Raw genomic sequence first — 17,391 nt, forward strand, 5'->3', positions numbered from 1 at the left:
GCCGACATGCTGAGTACGTCCGCCCGTCTGCTGCGGCTGGTCTCCCTGCTGGCCGTCCGGCCCACCTGGACCTGCGGTGAACTGGCCGCACGCATCGAGGTCACCGAGCGGACGGTGCGCCGGGACATCGCCCGGCTGCGCGAGCTCGGTTACGCCGTCGAGTCCGACCCGGGCCCCTGGGGCGGCTACCGCCTGCGCCCCGGCACGCGCACCCCGCCGCTGATCCTGGACGACGAGGAGGCGCTCGCCGTCGCCGTCGGGCTGCGGGAGGCCGCGCTCAGCGGGGCGCTCGGCGGTGATCAGGCGGCCCTGTCGGCGCTGCTGAAACTGCGGCAGGTGCTGCCCCGGCGGGTCGCGGACCGGCTGGGCGACATGGACGCCGCCTTCGTCCACACCCCGAGGACCGAGGAGCCGCAGGTCCCGCCCGGCATGCTCCTGGAGTTGGCCACCGCCTGCCGCCGGGCCGAGCGCATGCGGCTGTCCTACCGCGACTGGGAGGGGCGGGCCACGGTCCGGGACGTCGACCCCTACCGTCTGGTCCACACCGGACGCCGCTGGTACTTCGTGGCCCGCGACGTGGCCCGCGACCAGTGGCGGACCTTCCGGGCCGACCGCGTCCAGCGGCTCCAGTCCGCCGGCCGCCCGGTGGAGATCACCGACCCGCCCGACCCGGCGCTGCTGGTCTCCCGCTCGACGGCCACCGGCCCCTACCCGCTCCGGGCGACGGTGCGCCTCCCGGTGCCGCTCGACCAGGCCCTGCGGCTCGTCCCGCCCACCGTCGGCACCCACCGCGCCGACGGCCCCGACGCCACCCTCGTCGAGGTCGGCGGCCCCCACCCCGAGGGCCTCGCCACCTACCTGCTGGGCCTGGGCACCCCCCTGCGCGTCATCACCCCGGACCCCGTGCGCGAGGCGCTGGCGCGGCGTGCGCGGGAGCTGGTCGAGGACAACGCGGACGCGGGGTCCTGACGGCGATCCCCCCAGGGGCCGGTGGAGCAGCTCGGAGCACTCACCGACAATGGTCCGAACCAACCCCTTGCCCCCACCCCTCCCGCGTCGCAAGCTCCCCTCATGGAGCTGGAGTTGCGGCATCTCAAGACGGTCCGGGCCATCGCCGACGCCGGCAGCCTCACCAGGGCGGCGACGGCGCTGGGCCTCGCGCAGCCCGCGTTGAGCGCACAGCTCAAGCGGATCGAACGGGCCCTCGGCGGCGCCCTGTTCGAGCGCGGCCGGCACGGCGTGCGGGCCACCGCGCTGGGGGAACTGGTGCTGGAACGCAGCCGGATCGTGCTGCCCGCGGTCACCGAACTCCAGCAGGAGGCGGCCCGGTTCGCCCGTGCGGCCCCGCGCAGCGCCGAGCGGCTCCGGCTGGGCGGCACCCACGGGCCGCTGCTGGGCGCGCTGGTGGACCGGCTGGCGGGCGTGGCACCGGACGCCCGGATGACGACCTGTACCTCGTGGTCGGAGCGGGAGCTGGCCGAGCAGCTCGTCGAAGGGCGGCTCGACTTCGCCCTCGCCGGGACCTGCGGGTCGGCGTCCCCGCCCGGCGGGGAGGGGCTGGTCTGGCGGGAGGTCGCCGTCGACCCGGTGTTCGTCATGATGCCCGAGGGCCACCCGCTCGCCGGCCGTCCCGAGGTGGACCTGACCGAGCTGGCGGGCGAGGAGTGGGCCTGCGTGCCCGGCGACGGGTGCTTCGGGGACTGCTTCACCGCGTCCTGCGCCCGCGCCGGGTTCACCCCGCACCGCATGTACGAGACGGACACCGCCTCCCTGGTGCACCTCGTGCAGGTGGGCCGGGCGGTGGGTCTGTGCCGGGCGACGTTCCCCACCACGCCCGGCATCGTCACCCGGCCGCTGGCCGGCACTCCCCTGGCCTGGCGGCACCTGCTCGGCTGGCACGCCGGGACCCAGCGGCAGGACACGGCCGCCACCGTCCTCGCGCAGGCCCGCATCGCCCACGCGGGCGTCGCCGCGGGCAGCCACAGCTACACGCAGTGGCTGGCCGCCCACCGCGACGCCCGGCCCGAGACGGTCTCCTGAACACCGCCCCCGGACTCCCCGTACGACCTGTACGACCCGCTACGACCCGTACGACCTGTACGACCGCGGTCCGCGGGTAGGCGGGCAGTCATGCGACTGGGGTGGAAGCGGGCGGGAGCGGCGGTGGCGTGGGGGCTGTGCTCGGGGGCGGTGTCCCGGCTCTGGTACGGCTCCTGGCAGGACGCCGCGTGGTTCGGCACCATCATGACCCTGCTGCTGATCGGCCTCGGGTGGCTGCGCGCGCTCGTGGACCGCGGCCCCCGCGACGACGCCTGACCGGGGCCACGCGTCGTTCCATAACGCCGGGGAGGGGGCCGGCCGGTGTCTTATGCCGGCCGGCGGGTCCTCCCTACGGTTTCGGCACCTCCCCACCGAGACCGAGGAGATCCCCATGTCCTCCCTGTCCTCCGTGTCCCAGCGGCACACCAGGGCCAGAGCCGCGGGCGCCGCCCTCGCGGCGACGGCCGCCCTGCTCGTGGCCGGGCTCAGCGGCTCCGCGAGCGCCAGGGCGGCCGGGCCCGCGGAGCCGCCGGCGCCCTCCGCGGCACGGACCCTCCGCACCGACACCGCTCCGCCCGCCGTGCTCGACGCCATGCGGCGCGACCTCGGCCTGGACCGGCGTCAGGCCGAGCGGCGCCTGGTGAACGAGGCCGAGGCGGGCGCCGTGGCGGGCCGGCTGCGGGCGGCGCTCGGCACCGACTTCGCGGGCGCCTGGGTGAAGGGCGCCGAGTCCGGCACGCTGACCGTGGCGACGACGGACGCGGGCGACGTCGGCGCCATCGAGGCGCAGGGCGCCGAGGCGAAGGTCGTACGCCACTCGCTGGCCGACCTGGACACCGCCAAGGCCCGCCTGGACCGGGCGGCGGCCGGCCGGAACACCGCGGACGCTCCCGTCTGGTACGTCGACACGCGCACCAACACCCTCGTCGTGGAGGCCGTACGGCCCGCGGCCGCACGTACGCTGCTGGCCGCCGCCGGGGTCGACCGGTCCCTCACCCGCGTCGTGCCCCGCACCGAACGCCCCCGCACGTTCTACGACCTGCGCGGCGGCGAGGCGTACTACATCAACAACAGCGGACGCTGCTCGATCGGCTTCCCGGTCACCAAGGGCACCCAGCAGGGCTTCGCGACCGCCGGTCACTGCGGCCAGGCCGGCGCCGGCACGAGCGGCGCCAACCGGGTCGCCCAGGGCACCTTCCAGGGCTCGGTCTTCCCCGGCCGCGACATGGCCTGGGTGGCGGCCAACTCCAGCTGGACGGCGACCCCGTACGTCAACGGCGCCGGCGGGCAGAGCGTGCAGGTCGCCGGTTCCACGCAGGCCACGGTCGGCGCGTCCGTGTGCCGCTCCGGCTCGACGACGGGCTGGCACTGCGGCACCGTCCAGCAGCTGAACACCAGCGTCACCTACCAGGAGGGCACCGTCTCCGGCGTCACCCGCACCACGGTGTGCGCCGAGCCCGGCGACTCCGGCGGCTCCTACATCTCCGGCAGCCAGGCCCAGGGCGTCACCTCGGGAGGCTCGGGCAACTGCAGCAGCGGCGGCGAGACCTTCTTCCAGCCGATCAACCCGCTGCTGACGAACTACGGGCTCACCCTGAAGACCTCCGGTGACGGCGGCGGCCCCGAGGAGCCCCCGCCCGGCGGCGGCACCTGGGCGGCCGGCACCGTCTACCAGCCGGGCGACACGGTGACGTACGGCGGCGCGACCTACCGCTGCCTGCAGGGACACCAGGCCCAGCCGGGCTGGGAGCCGTCGAACGTCCCCGCCCTGTGGCAGCGCGTGTGACCCAGTGACCGCCCCACGGGGGACACGGGGGCAGGACCCGGGCGCGCAGCGGGAGAGCGCCCGGGCCCACTCACGCACGCCCTCGGCGCCGGGTGTCAGCGCCGGGGCTCGTCCTGGCCCGGCGCGAACACCTCCGCCGCCGACAGGGCGGTGACCGCCCGCGTGAACCAGACACCCAGGACGTCCAGGTCGCCACAGCCGCGGATGCGCGCCCTGTCTTCCTCGGAGACCTCGACACCCCGTCGCTCCAGCAGCAGCACGATGTCCTCGGCCCGGCCCTCGGCCCGGCCCTCGGCCCTGAGGCTCTGAGCGGTTTCCGACTGGAAGAAGGAGAGGTCGGCGGCCATGATCTGCCTCCAGAGGTCCGCGGCCGGCGTCTTGCCGAGGCCTTGTTCCGTGAGCTCGATGAAGATGCTTGCAGTGGTCTCGTCGTCGGCCGACAAGCCTTTCAGCGCCGTCGCCAGGGCCTTCAGTATGGCATCGGCGTCCGGATCCTGACGGTGCAGAGCTGCGGAAAGGACGGTCAGCGGGATGTCCCGCGCGGCCACGTCCGGGTCATCGACGACCGGGACGCTGTCGGGCCCCAGCACCAGAGGGCGCACGGTCAGCGAGGGCCACTGCGGCGGCCCGATGTCGACCTGCCCAGCCGCCCAGGCCGCCGTGCGCCGATCCGCGCAGACGACCAGGAGGACCGGGGGGAGGCGGTACTTCGCGTGCAGGTGCGCCAAGTAGTACGCCCAGCTCGCGGGCTTGTCAGGGTCCTGCTTCCCCTGGGACTCGACTGCGAGGAGAAAACTGCCGTCGGCTCCCGCGTCCATGCGCAACAGCGTGTCCACCCGTCTCTCCACCGGCCGGTTCTCCGTGAGATCGGTGGTGAGCGGAACCGCGGACAGTGGTTCGGCGAAGGCGAGCCCGAGGGCCTTGGCGGCACGGGCGAAGAGCGCCGGATCCTCCTGGAAGATCCGATGCAACGCTTCGTGGGAAGAGCTGACCATGGGACGAACGTAGACCGGGGTTCGCTACTGCCAGGGGTATATGCCCGTCGCTTCCCCCGATGAGGTGATCCGCCCTCCACGCCGGCTCCCCCCATACGCGAGAGGACCCGCACGACCGAAGTCGTGCGGGTCCTCTCAGGCATCAAGCCCAGGTCAGGTCAGTGACCGACAAGCAAGCGGAGCTTACTTGTTGATCTTGGTGACCTGGCCGGCGCCCACGGTCCGGCCACCCTCACGGATGGCGAACTTCAGGCCCTCTTCCATGGCGACGGGCTGGATGAGCTCCACCTTCATCTCGGTGTTGTCACCCGGCATGACCATCTCGGTGCCCTCGGGGAGGGTCACGACGCCGGTCACGTCCGTCGTGCGGAAGTAGAACTGCGGACGGTAGTTGTTGAAGAACGGCGTGTGGCGGCCACCCTCGTCCTTGGACAGGATGTAGGCCTGCGCCTCGAACTCGGTGTGCGGGGTGACCGAGCCCGGCTTGATGATGACCTGGCCGCGCTCGACGTCCTCGCGCTTGATGCCGCGAAGCAGCAGACCGACGTTCTCACCGGCCTGGCCCTCGTCGAGGAGCTTGCGGAACATCTCGATGCCGGTGACCGTGGTGGTGGTCTTCTCGGTCTTGATGCCGATGATGTCGACGGTCTCGTTGACCTTGAGGACACCACGCTCGATGCGGCCGGTGACGACCGTACCGCGACCGGTGATGGTGAAGACGTCCTCGATCGGCATCAGGAACGGCTTGTCGACGTCACGCTCGGGCTCCGGGATGGCCTCGTCCACGGCCTTCATGAGCTCGAGGACCGAGTTGCCCCACTCCTTGTCGCCCTCGAGGGCCTTCAGGGCGGAGACCTTGACGACGGGAACGTCGTCGCCCGGGAACTCGTACTCGGAGAGGAGCTCGCGCACCTCGAGCTCGACGAGCTCCAGGATCTCCTCGTCGTCCACCATGTCGGCCTTGTTCAGGGCGACGACGATGTACGGAACGCCGACCTGGCGGGCCAGGAGCACGTGCTCCTTGGTCTGCGGCATCGGGCCGTCGGTGGCGGCGACCACGAGGATGGCGCCGTCCATCTGCGCCGCACCCGTGATCATGTTCTTGATGTAGTCCGCGTGACCGGGGCAGTCGACGTGGGCGTAGTGACGCGTCTCGGTCTGGTACTCGACGTGCGCGATGGAGATGGTGATACCGCGCTGGCGCTCTTCGGGAGCCTTGTCGATCTGGTCGAAGGCCGAGGCCTCGTTCAGGTCCGGGTACGCGTCGTGCAGCACCTTGGTAATGGCGGCCGTGAGGGTCGTCTTACCGTGGTCGATGTGACCGATGGTGCCGATGTTGACGTGCGGCTTAGTCCGCTCGAACTTCGCCTTCGCCACTGGGGTCCTCCTGTGGAGTGGTTCTGTACGCCTTACTCATCGGCGCCAGGTGATCTTTGCTGGGAAACCCGGGCCAGGGGGCATTCCGCCGGGTTGGCGGTGGAATGCCCCTTGCAGGCTCCGGGGTCAAGCCTAAAGCGTGTGAACGCGGTCCGTTAAACGCGGACTGGGTTACTCGCCCTTGGCCTTCGCGATGATCTCCTCGGCGACGTTCCGGGGAACCTCGGCGTAGGAGTCGAACTGCATCGAGTAGCTTGCGCGACCCGACGTCTTGCTGCGGAGGTCGCCGACGTAGCCGAACATCTCCGACAGGGGCACGAGGCCCTTCACGACGCGGGCACCCGCCCGCTCCTCCATGGCCTGGATCTGGCCACGGCGGGAGTTGATGTCGCCGATGACCTCACCCATGTAGTCCTCGGGCGTGGTGACCTCGACGGCCATCATCGGCTCCAGGAGCACGGGCGAAGCCTTGCGCGCGGCCTCCTTGAAGGCCTGCGAACCAGCGATCTTGAACGCGAGCTCGGAGGAGTCGACCTCGTGGTAGCCACCGTCGATGAGCGTGACGCGGACGCCCGTCATCTCGTAGCCGGCCAGGATGCCGAACTGCATGGCCTCCTGAGCACCGGCGTCCACCGAAGGGATGTACTCCTTCGGGATGCGGCCACCGGTCACCTTGTTCACGAACTCGTACGAGGCGTCGCCGCCCTCGATCGGCTCGATCGCGATCTGCACCTTGGCGAACTGACCGGTACCACCGGTCTGCTTCTTGTGGGTGTAGTCCACGCGCTCGACGGCCTTGCGGATCGTCTCACGGTAGGCGACCTGCGGCTTGCCGACGTTGGCCTCGACCTTGAACTCACGGCGCATGCGGTCGACCAGCACCTCGAGGTGCAGCTCGCCCATACCACCGATGATGGTCTGGCCGGTCTCCTCGTCCGAGTGGACCTGGAAGGACGGGTCCTCCTCGGCCAGGCGCTGGATCGCGACGCCGAGCTTCTCCTGGTCGCCCTTCGACTTGGGCTCGATGGCGACCTGGATGACCGGGGCCGGGAAGTCCATGGACTCCAGGATGACCGGGTTCTTGTCGTCGGACAGCGTCTCACCGGTGGTGGTCTGCTTCAGGCCCATGACGGCGACGATGTCGCCGGCGCCCACCGACTCGATCTCCTCACGCTTGTTGGCGTGCATGCGGTAGATCTTGCCGATGCGCTCCTTCTTGCCCTTGACGGAGTTCAGCACCGCGGTGCCGGACTCCAGGCGGCCCGAGTAGACCCGGACGAAGGTGAGCTTGCCGAGGTGCGGGTCGCTCATGATCTTGAACGCGAGCGCGGCCAGCGGCTCGTCCTCGGACGGCTTGCGCTTGACGACGACCTCGGGGTCCTTGACGTCGTGGCCCTCGATGGCCTCGACGTCGAGCGGGGTCGGCAGGTAGCGCACGACCGCGTCGAGCAGGGGCTGGACGCCCTTGTTCTTGAACGCGGTGCCGCAGAACACCGGGGTGACCGTGGTGTCGCTGGACTTGCCGGAGGCGATGGTGATGCGACGGATCGCGGCGTACAGCTGCTCCTCGGTGGGCTCCTGGCCCTCCAGGAACAGCTCCATGATCTCTTCGTCGTTCTCGGCGACGGCCTCGACCAGCTTGCCGCGCCACTCCTCGGCGGCCTCGGTGTGCGTGTCGGGGATGTCGACGACGTCGTACATCTCGCCCTTGGCGGCCTCGGCGGACCACACGAGCGCCTTCATGCGGACCAGGTCCACGACGCCCTTGAAGTCGGCCTCAGCACCGATCGGGAGCTGCATGACGAGCGGCTGGGCGCCCAGGCGGTCCGAGATCATGTCCACGCAGCGGTGGAACTCGGCGCCGGTACGGTCCAGCTTGTTGACGAAGCAGATGCGGGGCACGCCGTAACGGTCGGCCTGACGCCACACCGTCTCGGACTGCGGCTCGACACCGGCGACACCGTCGAACACGGTCACGGCACCGTCGAGCACACGCAGGGAACGCTCCACCTCGACGGTGAAGTCGACGTGCCCCGGGGTGTCGATGATGTTGATCGTGTAGTCGTTGTCCTCGAGCGGCCAGTGACAGGTGGTCGCAGCAGACGTGATCGTGATGCCACGCTCCTGCTCCTGCTCCATCCAGTCCATGGTGGCAGCGCCGTCGTGGACCTCACCGATCTTGTACGACACACCGGTGTAGAACAGGATCCGCTCGGTGGTGGTCGTCTTGCCCGCGTCGATGTGGGCCATGATCCCGATGTTGCGGACCTTGGCCAGGTCAAGTGAAGTGGTAGCCATAAGGCTTCAGTCTTCTCTCGGTCTCGATGTGGGTAGCGACTACCAGCGGTAGTGCGCGAAGGCCTTGTTGGACTCGGCCATCTTGTGCGTGTCCTCGCGCTTCTTCACAGCGGCACCGAGGCCGTTGGAGGCGTCGAGGAGCTCGTTGAGCAGACGCTCGGTCATGGTCTTCTCGCGACGGGCGCGGGAGTAACCGACGAGCCAGCGCAGCGCGAGGGTGTTGGCGCGACCGGGCTTGACCTCGATCGGCACCTGGTAGGTGGCGCCACCGACACGGCGGGACTTGACCTCGAGGGTCGGCTTGATGTTCTCGAGCGCGCGCTTCAGCGTGATGATCGGGTCGTTGCCCGTCTTCTCACGCAGACCCTCCATGGCGCCGTAGACGATGCGCTCGGCGGTGGAGCGCTTGCCGTTCAGCAGCACCTTGTTGATCAGGGAGGTCACCAGAGGAGAACCGTAGACCGGGTCGATGATGACCGGGCGCTTCGGGGCGGGGCCCTTACGAGGCATTCTTACTTCTCCTTCTTGGCGCCGTAGCGGCTGCGGGCCTGCTTGCGGTTCTTGACACCCTGGGTGTCGAGCGAGCCGCGGATGATCTTGTAGCGAACACCCGGCAGGTCCTTCACACGGCCGCCGCGCACGAGCACGATGGAGTGCTCCTGCAGGTTGTGTCCCTCACCCGGAATGTAAGCAGTGACCTCGATACCGCTGGTCAGACGCACACGCGCGACCTTACGCAGGGCCGAGTTCGGCTTCTTCGGGGTGGTCGTGAACACACGCGTGCAGACGCCACGGCGCTGGGGGGAACCCTCGAGCGCGGGCGTCTTGTTCTTCTCGACCTTGTCCTGCCGGCCCTTACGGACCAGCTGCTGGATCGTAGGCACTACTTCTCCGGTTTCTGTGTGCCGAATGGTGAAGCTAACCTGGAACGTCGCCGACCCACGCGGTCGGGTGTGTCGAAACCGCGGACCCTCGCCGCGAGGACGGAAGAAACGCGATTTACGGTGGTCGCTCACGGCCCCCGGTGCGGTTGAAGGCACGCACGAAGGCCAGGGCACACCCCAGGCACAAGGTCTGAGCGTACCTATCGCATTCGCTGTGGTCAAAACAAATGGGCGACACCGACTCCGCCACCCGCCTCGCACCACTTTCACCCGATCCGCGCCGGCCCCTCACCGGGCCTCCGGGACGGCCCCTGTAGAGGCCCGGCTCGCCGCCGACGGAATCCGCACCACGCCCCCGGCCCGCAGGGCCCCACGCCGCGCGTCAGCGCCCTTCCCGGGGCCGGCGCGGCACGCCGAAGGGCGGCCACCCGCACGGGGTGACCGCCCTTCGGTCGTATCAAGCTGCTCGCTTACTGGTTGTACGGACCGTAGTCGTAGTCCTCCAGCGGAACGGCCTGGCCGGAGCCCGTGCCGAACGGCGAGTAGTCGATGTCGTCGTAGCCGACGGCCGAGTACATCGCGGCCTTGGCCTCCTCGGTCGGCTCGACCCGGATGTTGCGGTAGCGGGACAGGCCCGTACCGGCCGGGATGAGCTTACCGATGATGACGTTCTCCTTGAGGCCGATGAGGCTGTCGGACTTGGCGTTGATCGCCGCGTCCGTCAGGACTCGGGTCGTCTCCTGGAAGGAGGCGGCCGACAGCCAGGATTCCGTCGCCAGCGAGGCCTTGGTGATACCCATCAGCTGCGGACGACCGGAGGCCGGGTGACCGCCCTCCTGGACCACACGACGGTTCTCGGTCTCGAACTTCGACCGCTCGACCAGCTCACCGGGCAGCAGCTCGGCGTCGCCGGACTCGATGATCGTCACCCGGCGCAGCATCTGCCGGATGATGATCTCGATGTGCTTGTCGTGGATCGACACGCCCTGCGAGTTGTAGACCTTCTGGACCTCGCCGACCAGGTGGACCTGGACGGCACGCTGACCCAGGATGCGCAGCACGTCGTGCGGGTTGGTGGCACCCACGGTGAGCTTCTGGCCCACCTCGACGTGGTCGCCCTCGCCGACCAGCAGACGGGCACGCTTCGAGATCGGGTAGGCCGTCTCGTCGCTGCCGTCGTCCGGCGTGACGACGATCTTCTTGGTCTTCTCGGTCTCCTCGATCCGCACGCGGCCGGAGGCCTCGGAGATCGGGGCGACACCCTTCGGGGTACGGGCCTCGAAGAGCTCGACGACACGGGGCAGACCCTGGGTGATGTCGTCACCGGCCACACCACCGGTGTGGAAGGTACGCATCGTCAGCTGGGTACCGGGCTCACCGATGGACTGGGCGGCGATGATGCCGACCGCCTCACCGATGTCGACCAGCTTGCCGGTGGCCAGGGAGCGGCCGTAGCACATGGCGCAGGTGCCGACCTGGGACTCGCAGGTCAGGATCGAGCGGGTCTTGACCTCCTCGACACCGTGGGCGACCAGAGCATCGATCAGGACGTCACCGAGGTCGACGTTGGCCGGCGCGATCACCTTGCCGTCGATGACGACGTCCTCGGCGAGCATGCGGGCGTAGACGCTGGTCTCGACGTCTTCGGCCTTGCGCAGCACGCCGTCCTCGCCACGCTCGGCGATCCGCAGCTTCAGACCGCGCTCGGTGCCGCAGTCCTCCTCGCGGATGATGACGTCCTGGGAGACGTCGACCAGACGACGCGTGAGGTAACCCGAGTCGGCGGTACGCAGAGCGGTGTCCGCCAGACCCTTACGGGCACCGTGCGTGGAGATGAAGTACTCCAGCACGGACAGACCCTCACGGAACGACGCCTTGATCGGACGCGGGATCGTCTCGTTCTTGGCGTTCGACACCAGACCGCGCATACCGGCGATCTGACGCATCTGCATCATGTTTCCTCGAGCGCCCGAGTCGACCATCATGAAGATGGGGTTCGTCTTCGGGAAGTTCTCGTTCATCGCCTCGGCGACCTCGTTGGTCGCCTTGGTCCAGATCGCGATGAGCTCCTGAGTGCGCTCTTCCTTGGTGATCAGACCACGCTCGTACTGCTTCTGGACCTTCTCGTCCTGAGCCTCGTACCCCTTGACGATCTCCTTCTTCGCCTCGGGGACGACGACGTCGGAGATGGCCACGGTGACGCCGGAGCGGGTGCCCCAGTAGAAGCCCGCCGCCTTCAGGTTGTCGAGCGTCGCCGCCACGATCACCTTGGGGTAGCGCTCCGCGAGGTCGTTGACGATCTCGCCGAGCTGCTTCTTGCCCACCGAGTAGTCGACGAACGGGTAGTCCTCGGGCAGCAGCTCGTTGAAGAGCGCACGGCCCAGGGTGGTCCGCAGGCGGAACGGGTCGCCCGGCTGCCAGGCGGCGGCGTCGGCGTCGTCCTCCTCGGAGACCGGCGGGGTCCAGCCGCGCGGCGGGATGGTGCCCACCGGGAAGCGGATGTCGATGGACGACTGGAGCGCGAGCTCACCGGCGTCGAACGCCATGGTCGCCTCGGCGGTGGAGCCGAAGGCCCGGCCCTCGCCCTTGGTGTCCCGCATCTCGCCGTCGGTGGTGAGGAAGAACAGACCGAGGACCATGTCCTGGGTCGGCATCGTCACCGGACGGCCGTCGGCCGGCTTGAGGATGTTGTTCGAGGACAGCATCAGGATGCGGGCCTCGGCCTGCGCCTCCGCGGACAGCGGCAGGTGCACGGCCATCTGGTCACCGTCGAAGTCCGCGTTGAACGCGGTGCAGACGAGCGGGTGGATCTGGATGGCCTTGCCCTCGACCAGCTGCGGCTCGAAGGCCTGGATGCCGAGGCGGTGCAGGGTGGGCGCACGGTTCAGCAGAACCGGGTGCTCCGCGATGACCTCTTCCAGCACGTCGTACACGACCGTGCGGCCGCGCTCGACCATGCGCTTGGCGCTCTTGATGTTCTGCGCGTGGTTCAGGTCGACCAGGCGCTTCATCACGAACGGCTTGAAGAGCTCCAGCGCCATGGCCTTGGGCAGACCGCACTGGTGCAGCTTCAGCTGCGGGCCGACGACGATGACGGAACGCGCCGAGTAGTCGACTCGCTTGCCGAGCAGGTTCTGACGGAAACGACCCTGCTTGCCCTTCAGCATGTCGCTGAGGGACTTCAGCGGGCGGTTGCCGGGACCGGTGACCGGACGGCCGCGGCGGCCGTTGTCGAACAGCGCGTCCACGGCCTCCTGGAGCATGCGCTTCTCGTTGTTCACGATGATCTCGGGCGCGCCGAGGTCGAGAAGCCGCTTCAGGCGGTTGTTGCGGTTGATGACACGGCGGTACAGGTCGTTCAGGTCGGAGGTCGCGAAGCGGCCACCGTCCAGCTGCACCATCGGACGCAGGTCCGGCGGGATGACCGGCACGCAGTCGAGCACCATGCCCTTGGGGCTGTTGCTGGTCTGCAGGAACGCGGAGACGACCTTGAGACGCTTGAGCGCGCGGGTCTTCTTCTGGCCCTTGCCGGTACGGATGATCTCGCGGAGCTTCTCGGCCTCCTCGTCGAGGTCGAAGGACTCCAGGCGCTTCTGCAGCGCGGCGGCGCCCATCGAGCCGTCGAAGTAGGTGCCGAAGCGGTCGCGCAGCTCGCGGTAGAGCAGCTCGTCGCCCTCGAGGTCCTGGACCTTGAGGTTCTTGAACCGGTTCCACACCTCGTCGAGGCGGTCGATCTCGCGCTGCGCACGGTCGCGCAGCTGCTTCATCTCGCGCTCGGCACCCTCGCGCACCTTGCGGCGCACGTCGGCCTTGGCGCCCTCGGCCTCGAGCTCGGCCAGGTCGGTCTCGAGCTTCTTGGCGCGGGCCTCGAGGTCGGCGTCGCGGCGGTTCTCGATCTGCTGACGCTCGACGGAGACGTGGGCCTCCAGCGAGGGCAGGTCGCGGGTGCGGCGCTCCTCGTCCACGAACGTGATCATGTACGCGGCGAAGTAGATGACCTTCTCGAGGTCCTTCGGCGCCAGGTCCAGCAGGTAGCCCAGGCGCGACGGGACGCCCTTGAAGTACCAGATGTGGGTGACGGGGGCGGCGAGCTCGATGTGGCCCATCCGCTCACGGCGCACCTTGGCGCGCGTGACCTCGACGCCACAGCGCTCACAGATGATGCCCTTGAAGCGGACGCGCTTGTACTTGCCGCAGTAGCACTCCCAGTCCCGGGTCGGACCGAAGATCTTCTCGCAGAAGAGTCCGTCCTTTTCGGGCTTGAGGGTGCGGTAGTTGATGGTCTCGGGCTTCTTGACCTCGCCGTGGCTCCACTGACGGATGTCGTCAGCGGTGGCCAGACCGATCCGGAGCTCGTCGAAGAAGTTGACGTCGAGCACTATGCGTCAATCCCTCTCAGGGTTGTAAGTCTTGGGGTCTGAATCGGGGGTCCTGGGGCCGGCGGGCCTTGATCGCTCAAGGCCCGCCGAAACTCCCGTCAGACCTCTTCGACGCTGCTCGGCTCGCGCCGGGACAGGTCGATGCCGAGCTCCTCCGCAGCGCGGAAGACGTCCTCGTCGGTGTCGCGCATCTCGATGGACATGCCGTCCGAGGACAGCACCTCCACGTTGAGGCACAGGGACTGCATCTCCTTGATGAGCACCTTGAAGGACTCGGGGATGCCGGGCTCAGGGATGTTCTCGCCCTTGACGATGGCCTCGTAGACCTTCACGCGGCCGGTGACGTCGTCGGACTTGATGGTCAGCAGCTCCTGGAGGGCGTACGCGGCGCCGTATGCCTCCAGCGCCCACACCTCCATCTCACCGAAGCGCTGGCCACCGAACTGGGCCTTACCACCCAGCGGCTGCTGGGTGATCATCGAGTACGGACCGGTCGAGCGGGCGTGCAGCTTGTCGTCGACCAGGTGGTGCAGCTTGAGGATGTACATGTAGCCGACCGAGATCGGGTCCGGGAACGGCTCACCGCTGCGGCCGTCGAACAGCCGGGCCTTGCCGGACGGGAGCACCATGCGCTCGCCGTCGCGGTTCGGGATGGTGTGCTGCAGCAGACCCGCCAGCTCGTCCTCGCGCGCACCGTCGAACACCGGGGTGGCGACGTTGGTGCCGGGCTGGACGTTGTCGGCGCCGATGGCCTGGAGGCGCTGGGCCCACTCGTCCGCGAGACCGGAGACGTCCCAGCCGCGGCTGGCGAGCCAGCCGAGGTGGATCTCCAGGACCTGTCCCGGGTTCATTCGGGACGGCACACCCAGCGGGTTGAGGATGATGTCGACCGGGGTGCCGTCCTCCAGGAACGGCATGTCCTCGATCGGCAGGATCTTCGAGATGACACCCTTGTTGCCGTGACGGCCGGCGAGCTTGTCACCGTCGGTGATCTTGCGCTTCTGCGCGACGTAGACGCGCACCAGCTGGTTGACGCCGGGCGGAAGCTCGTCGCCCTCCTCGCGGTCGAAGACGCGGACGCCGATGACCTTGCCGATCTCGCCGTGCGGGACCTTCAGCGAGGTGTCACGGACCTCACGGGCCTTCTCACCGAAGATCGCACGGAGCAGGCGCTCCTCCGGGGTCAGCTCGGTCTCACCCTTGGGCGTGACCTTGCCGACGAGGATGTCACCGGCGACGACCTCGGCACCGATGCGGATGATGCCGCGCTCGTCGAGGTCGGCGAGGACCTCCTCGGAGACGTTCGGGATGTCCCGCGTGATCTCCTCGGGGCCGAGCTTGGTGTCACGGGCGTCGACCTCGTGCTCCTCGATGTGGATCGAGGAGAGGACGTCGTCCTGCACGAGGCGCTGCGACAGGATGATCGCGTCCTCGTAGTTGTGACCCTCCCACGGCATGAAGGCGACCAGCAGGTTCTTGCCGAGCGCCATCTCGCCGTTCTCGGTGGCCGGACCGTCGGCCAGGACCTGGCCCTCGACGACCCGGTCGCCCTCGCTGACGATGACCTTCTGGTTGACCGACGTTCCCTGGTTGGACCGGGAGAACTTGGCCAGGCGGTACGTGATGTACGTGCCGTCGTCGTTGGTGGTGGTGATGTAGTCCGCGGAGACCTCCTGGACCACACCCGCCTTCTCGGCCTTGACCACGTCGCCGGCGTCGACCGCGGAGCGGTACTCCATGCCGGTGCCGACGAGCGGGGCCTCGCTCTTGATGAGCGGCACGGCCTGGCGCATCATGTTCGCGCCCATGAGGGCACGGTTGGCGTCGTCGTGCTCGAGGAACGGGATCATGGCGGTCGCGACCGACACCATCTGGCGCGGCGAGACGTCCATGTAGTCGACGTCGTCACCGGGGACGTAGTCGACCTCGCCGCCACGGCGGCGGACCAGCACGCGGTTCTCGGCGAAGCGGAACTCGTCCGTCAGCGGCGCGTTGGCCTGCGCGATGACGAAGCGGTCCTCCTCGTCGGCGGTCAGGTAGTCCACCTCGTCGGTGACCTGGCCGTCGACGACCTTGCGGTACGGCGTCTCGATGAAGCCGAACGGATTGATCCGGCCGTACGAGGCGAGCGAGCCGATCAGACCGATGTTCGGGCCTTCGGGCGTCTCGATCGGGCACATGCGGCCGTAGTGCGACGGGTGAACGTCACGGACCTCGAAGCCGGCCCGCTCACGGGAGAGACCACCCGGGCCGAGCGCGTTGAGACGACGCTTGTGCGTCAGACCCGACAGCGGGTTGTTCTGGTCCATGAACTGGGACAGCTGGCTGGTGCCGAAGAACTCCTTGATGGAGGCGACGACCGGCCGGATGTTGATCAGGGTCTGCGGCGTGATCGCCTCGACGTCCTGGGTGGTCATGCGCTCGCGCACGACGCGCTCCATACGGGCGAGACCCGTACGGACCTGGTTCTGGATCAGCTCGCCGACGTTGCGGATGCGGCGGTTGCCGAAGTGGTCGATGTCGTCGGTCTCGACGATGATCGACCGGCCCGACTCGCCGACCGTCTCGGTCTCACCGGCGTGCAGCTTCACCAGGTACTTGATCGTGGCGATGATGTCGTCGGTGGTGAGCACGCCGGCGTCCAGCGGCTCGTCCGCGCCGAGCTTCTTGTTCACCTTGTAGCGGCCGACCTTCGCGAGGTCGTAGCGCTTGGGGTTGAAGTAGAGGTTCTCGAGCAGCGTCTGCGCGGCCTCACGGGTCGGCGGCTCGCCCGGACGCAGCTTGCGGTAGATGTCGAGCAGCGCGTCGTCCTGGCCCTGGGTGTGGTCCTTCTCCAGGGTGGCGCGCATGGACTCGTACTCGCCGAACTCCTCGAGGATCTGCTCGGTGGTCCAGCCGAGGGCCTTGAGGAGGACGGTCACGGACTGCTTGCGCTTGCGGTCGATGCGCACACCGACCATGTCGCGCTTGTCGATCTCCATCTCCAGCCAGGCACCCCGGGACGGGATGATCTTGGCGGAGAAGATGTCCTTGTCGGAGGTCTTGTCGATGGAGGAGTCGAAGTAGACACCCGGCGAACGGACCAGCTGGGACACCACGACACGCTCGGTGCCGTTGATGACGAAGGTGCCCTTGTTCGTCATGAGCGGGAAGTCGCCCATGAAGACCGTCTGGGACTTGATCTCGCCGGTCTCGTTGTTGGTGAACTCGGCGGTGACGAAGAGGGGGGCCGCGTACGTGAAGTCGCGGTCCTTGCACTCGTCGATGCTGTTCTTCGGAGGCTCGAAACGGTGGTCGCGGAACGTCAGCGACATCGACCCGGAGAAGTCCTCGATCGGCGAGATCTCCTCGAAGATCTCTTCCAGACCGGACTTGGTGGGGACGTCGTGACCGGACTCCAGAGCCGACTCGACGCGAGCCTTCCACGCGTCGTTGCCGAGCAGCCAGTCGAAGCTCTCGGTTTGCAGCGCGAGGAGGTTCGGAACCTCGAGGGGCTCCTGGATCTTTGCAAAGGAGATGCGCAGCGGGGCGGTGCTGGCAGCGTTGTTCGTATTCGCGGTCGAGGCATTGCGCGAGGCGGCCAAGAGGGGGTCCTTCCGAGGGCTCGGACTCACTACGCGCGTACCGGCCCC

General features: G+C 68.6%; 11 protein-coding genes. 4 read left to right on the plus strand and 7 right to left on the minus strand.

The features are described 5' to 3' along the window. The first annotated feature begins 6 nt into the window (after positions 1 to 6). The 4 genes from ACGF3H_RS22270 to ACGF3H_RS22285 all read left to right on the plus strand — a co-directional run bounded on the left by ACGF3H_RS22270 (position 7) and on the right by ACGF3H_RS22285 (position 3,826). Complete coding sequence (locus tag ACGF3H_RS22270) at positions 7 to 969, plus strand: YafY family protein (protein ID WP_362489400.1); 963 nt, start codon at positions 7 to 9, stop codon at positions 967 to 969. 102 nt (positions 970 to 1,071) lie between these two features. Continuing rightward, on the plus strand, positions 1,072 to 2,040 hold the full coding sequence (locus ACGF3H_RS22275) for a LysR family transcriptional regulator (RefSeq protein ID WP_362489398.1): 969 nt from the start codon (positions 1,072 to 1,074) through the stop codon (positions 2,038 to 2,040). A gap of 90 nt (positions 2,041 to 2,130) precedes the next feature. Continuing rightward, positions 2,131 to 2,316, plus strand: coding sequence for a hypothetical protein (locus tag ACGF3H_RS22280; RefSeq protein ID WP_362489396.1), 186 nt, complete (start codon positions 2,131 to 2,133; stop codon positions 2,314 to 2,316). A 115-nt stretch (positions 2,317 to 2,431) separates the two neighbouring features. Next, positions 2,432 to 3,826, plus strand: coding sequence for an alpha-lytic protease prodomain-containing protein (locus tag ACGF3H_RS22285; RefSeq protein WP_362489394.1), 1,395 nt, complete (start codon positions 2,432 to 2,434; stop codon positions 3,824 to 3,826). A 95-nt stretch (positions 3,827 to 3,921) separates the two neighbouring features. Here the strand turns inward: ACGF3H_RS22285 and ACGF3H_RS22290 are convergent, their stop codons facing one another. The 7 genes from ACGF3H_RS22290 to rpoB form a co-directional block, all read right to left on the minus strand. Beyond that, on the minus strand, positions 3,922 to 4,821 hold the full coding sequence (locus tag ACGF3H_RS22290; protein ID WP_362489392.1) for a hypothetical protein: 900 nt from the start codon (positions 4,819 to 4,821) through the stop codon (positions 3,922 to 3,924). 183 nt (positions 4,822 to 5,004) lie between these two features. Beyond that, positions 5,005 to 6,198, minus strand: coding sequence for an elongation factor Tu (gene tuf / locus ACGF3H_RS22295; RefSeq protein WP_161166423.1), 1,194 nt, complete (start codon positions 6,196 to 6,198; stop codon positions 5,005 to 5,007). 171 nt (positions 6,199 to 6,369) lie between these two features. Then, positions 6,370 to 8,496: an elongation factor G gene (gene fusA, locus ACGF3H_RS22300; protein ID WP_362489390.1), complete on the minus strand. Its 2,127-nt coding sequence runs from the start codon at positions 8,494 to 8,496 to the stop codon at positions 6,370 to 6,372. Positions 8,497 to 8,535: 39 nt separating this feature from the next. Next, entirely contained in the window at positions 8,536 to 9,006 is a 471-nt protein-coding gene (gene rpsG, locus ACGF3H_RS22305; RefSeq protein ID WP_003992340.1) for a 30S ribosomal protein S7, read from the minus strand. A gap of 2 nt (positions 9,007 to 9,008) precedes the next feature. Beyond that, on the minus strand, positions 9,009 to 9,380 hold the full coding sequence (gene rpsL / locus ACGF3H_RS22310; protein WP_003948652.1) for a 30S ribosomal protein S12: 372 nt from the start codon (positions 9,378 to 9,380) through the stop codon (positions 9,009 to 9,011). Between the two features lie 470 nt (positions 9,381 to 9,850). Next, a complete protein-coding gene (locus ACGF3H_RS22315; protein WP_362489388.1) occupies positions 9,851 to 13,759 on the minus strand; it encodes a DNA-directed RNA polymerase subunit beta' in 3,909 nt (1,302 codons plus the stop codon). Positions 13,760 to 13,857: 98 nt separating this feature from the next. Then, positions 13,858 to 17,343 carry a DNA-directed RNA polymerase subunit beta gene (gene rpoB / locus ACGF3H_RS22320; protein ID WP_362489387.1) on the minus strand — a complete coding sequence of 1,162 codons (3,486 nt, stop codon included), beginning with the start codon at positions 17,341 to 17,343 and terminating at the stop codon, positions 13,858 to 13,860. Between the last annotated feature and the right edge of the window lie 48 nt (positions 17,344 to 17,391).

This window comes from Streptomyces sp. NPDC048185 (assembly GCF_043202495.1).
Classification (GTDB): Bacteria; Actinomycetota; Actinomycetes; order Streptomycetales; family Streptomycetaceae; genus Streptomyces.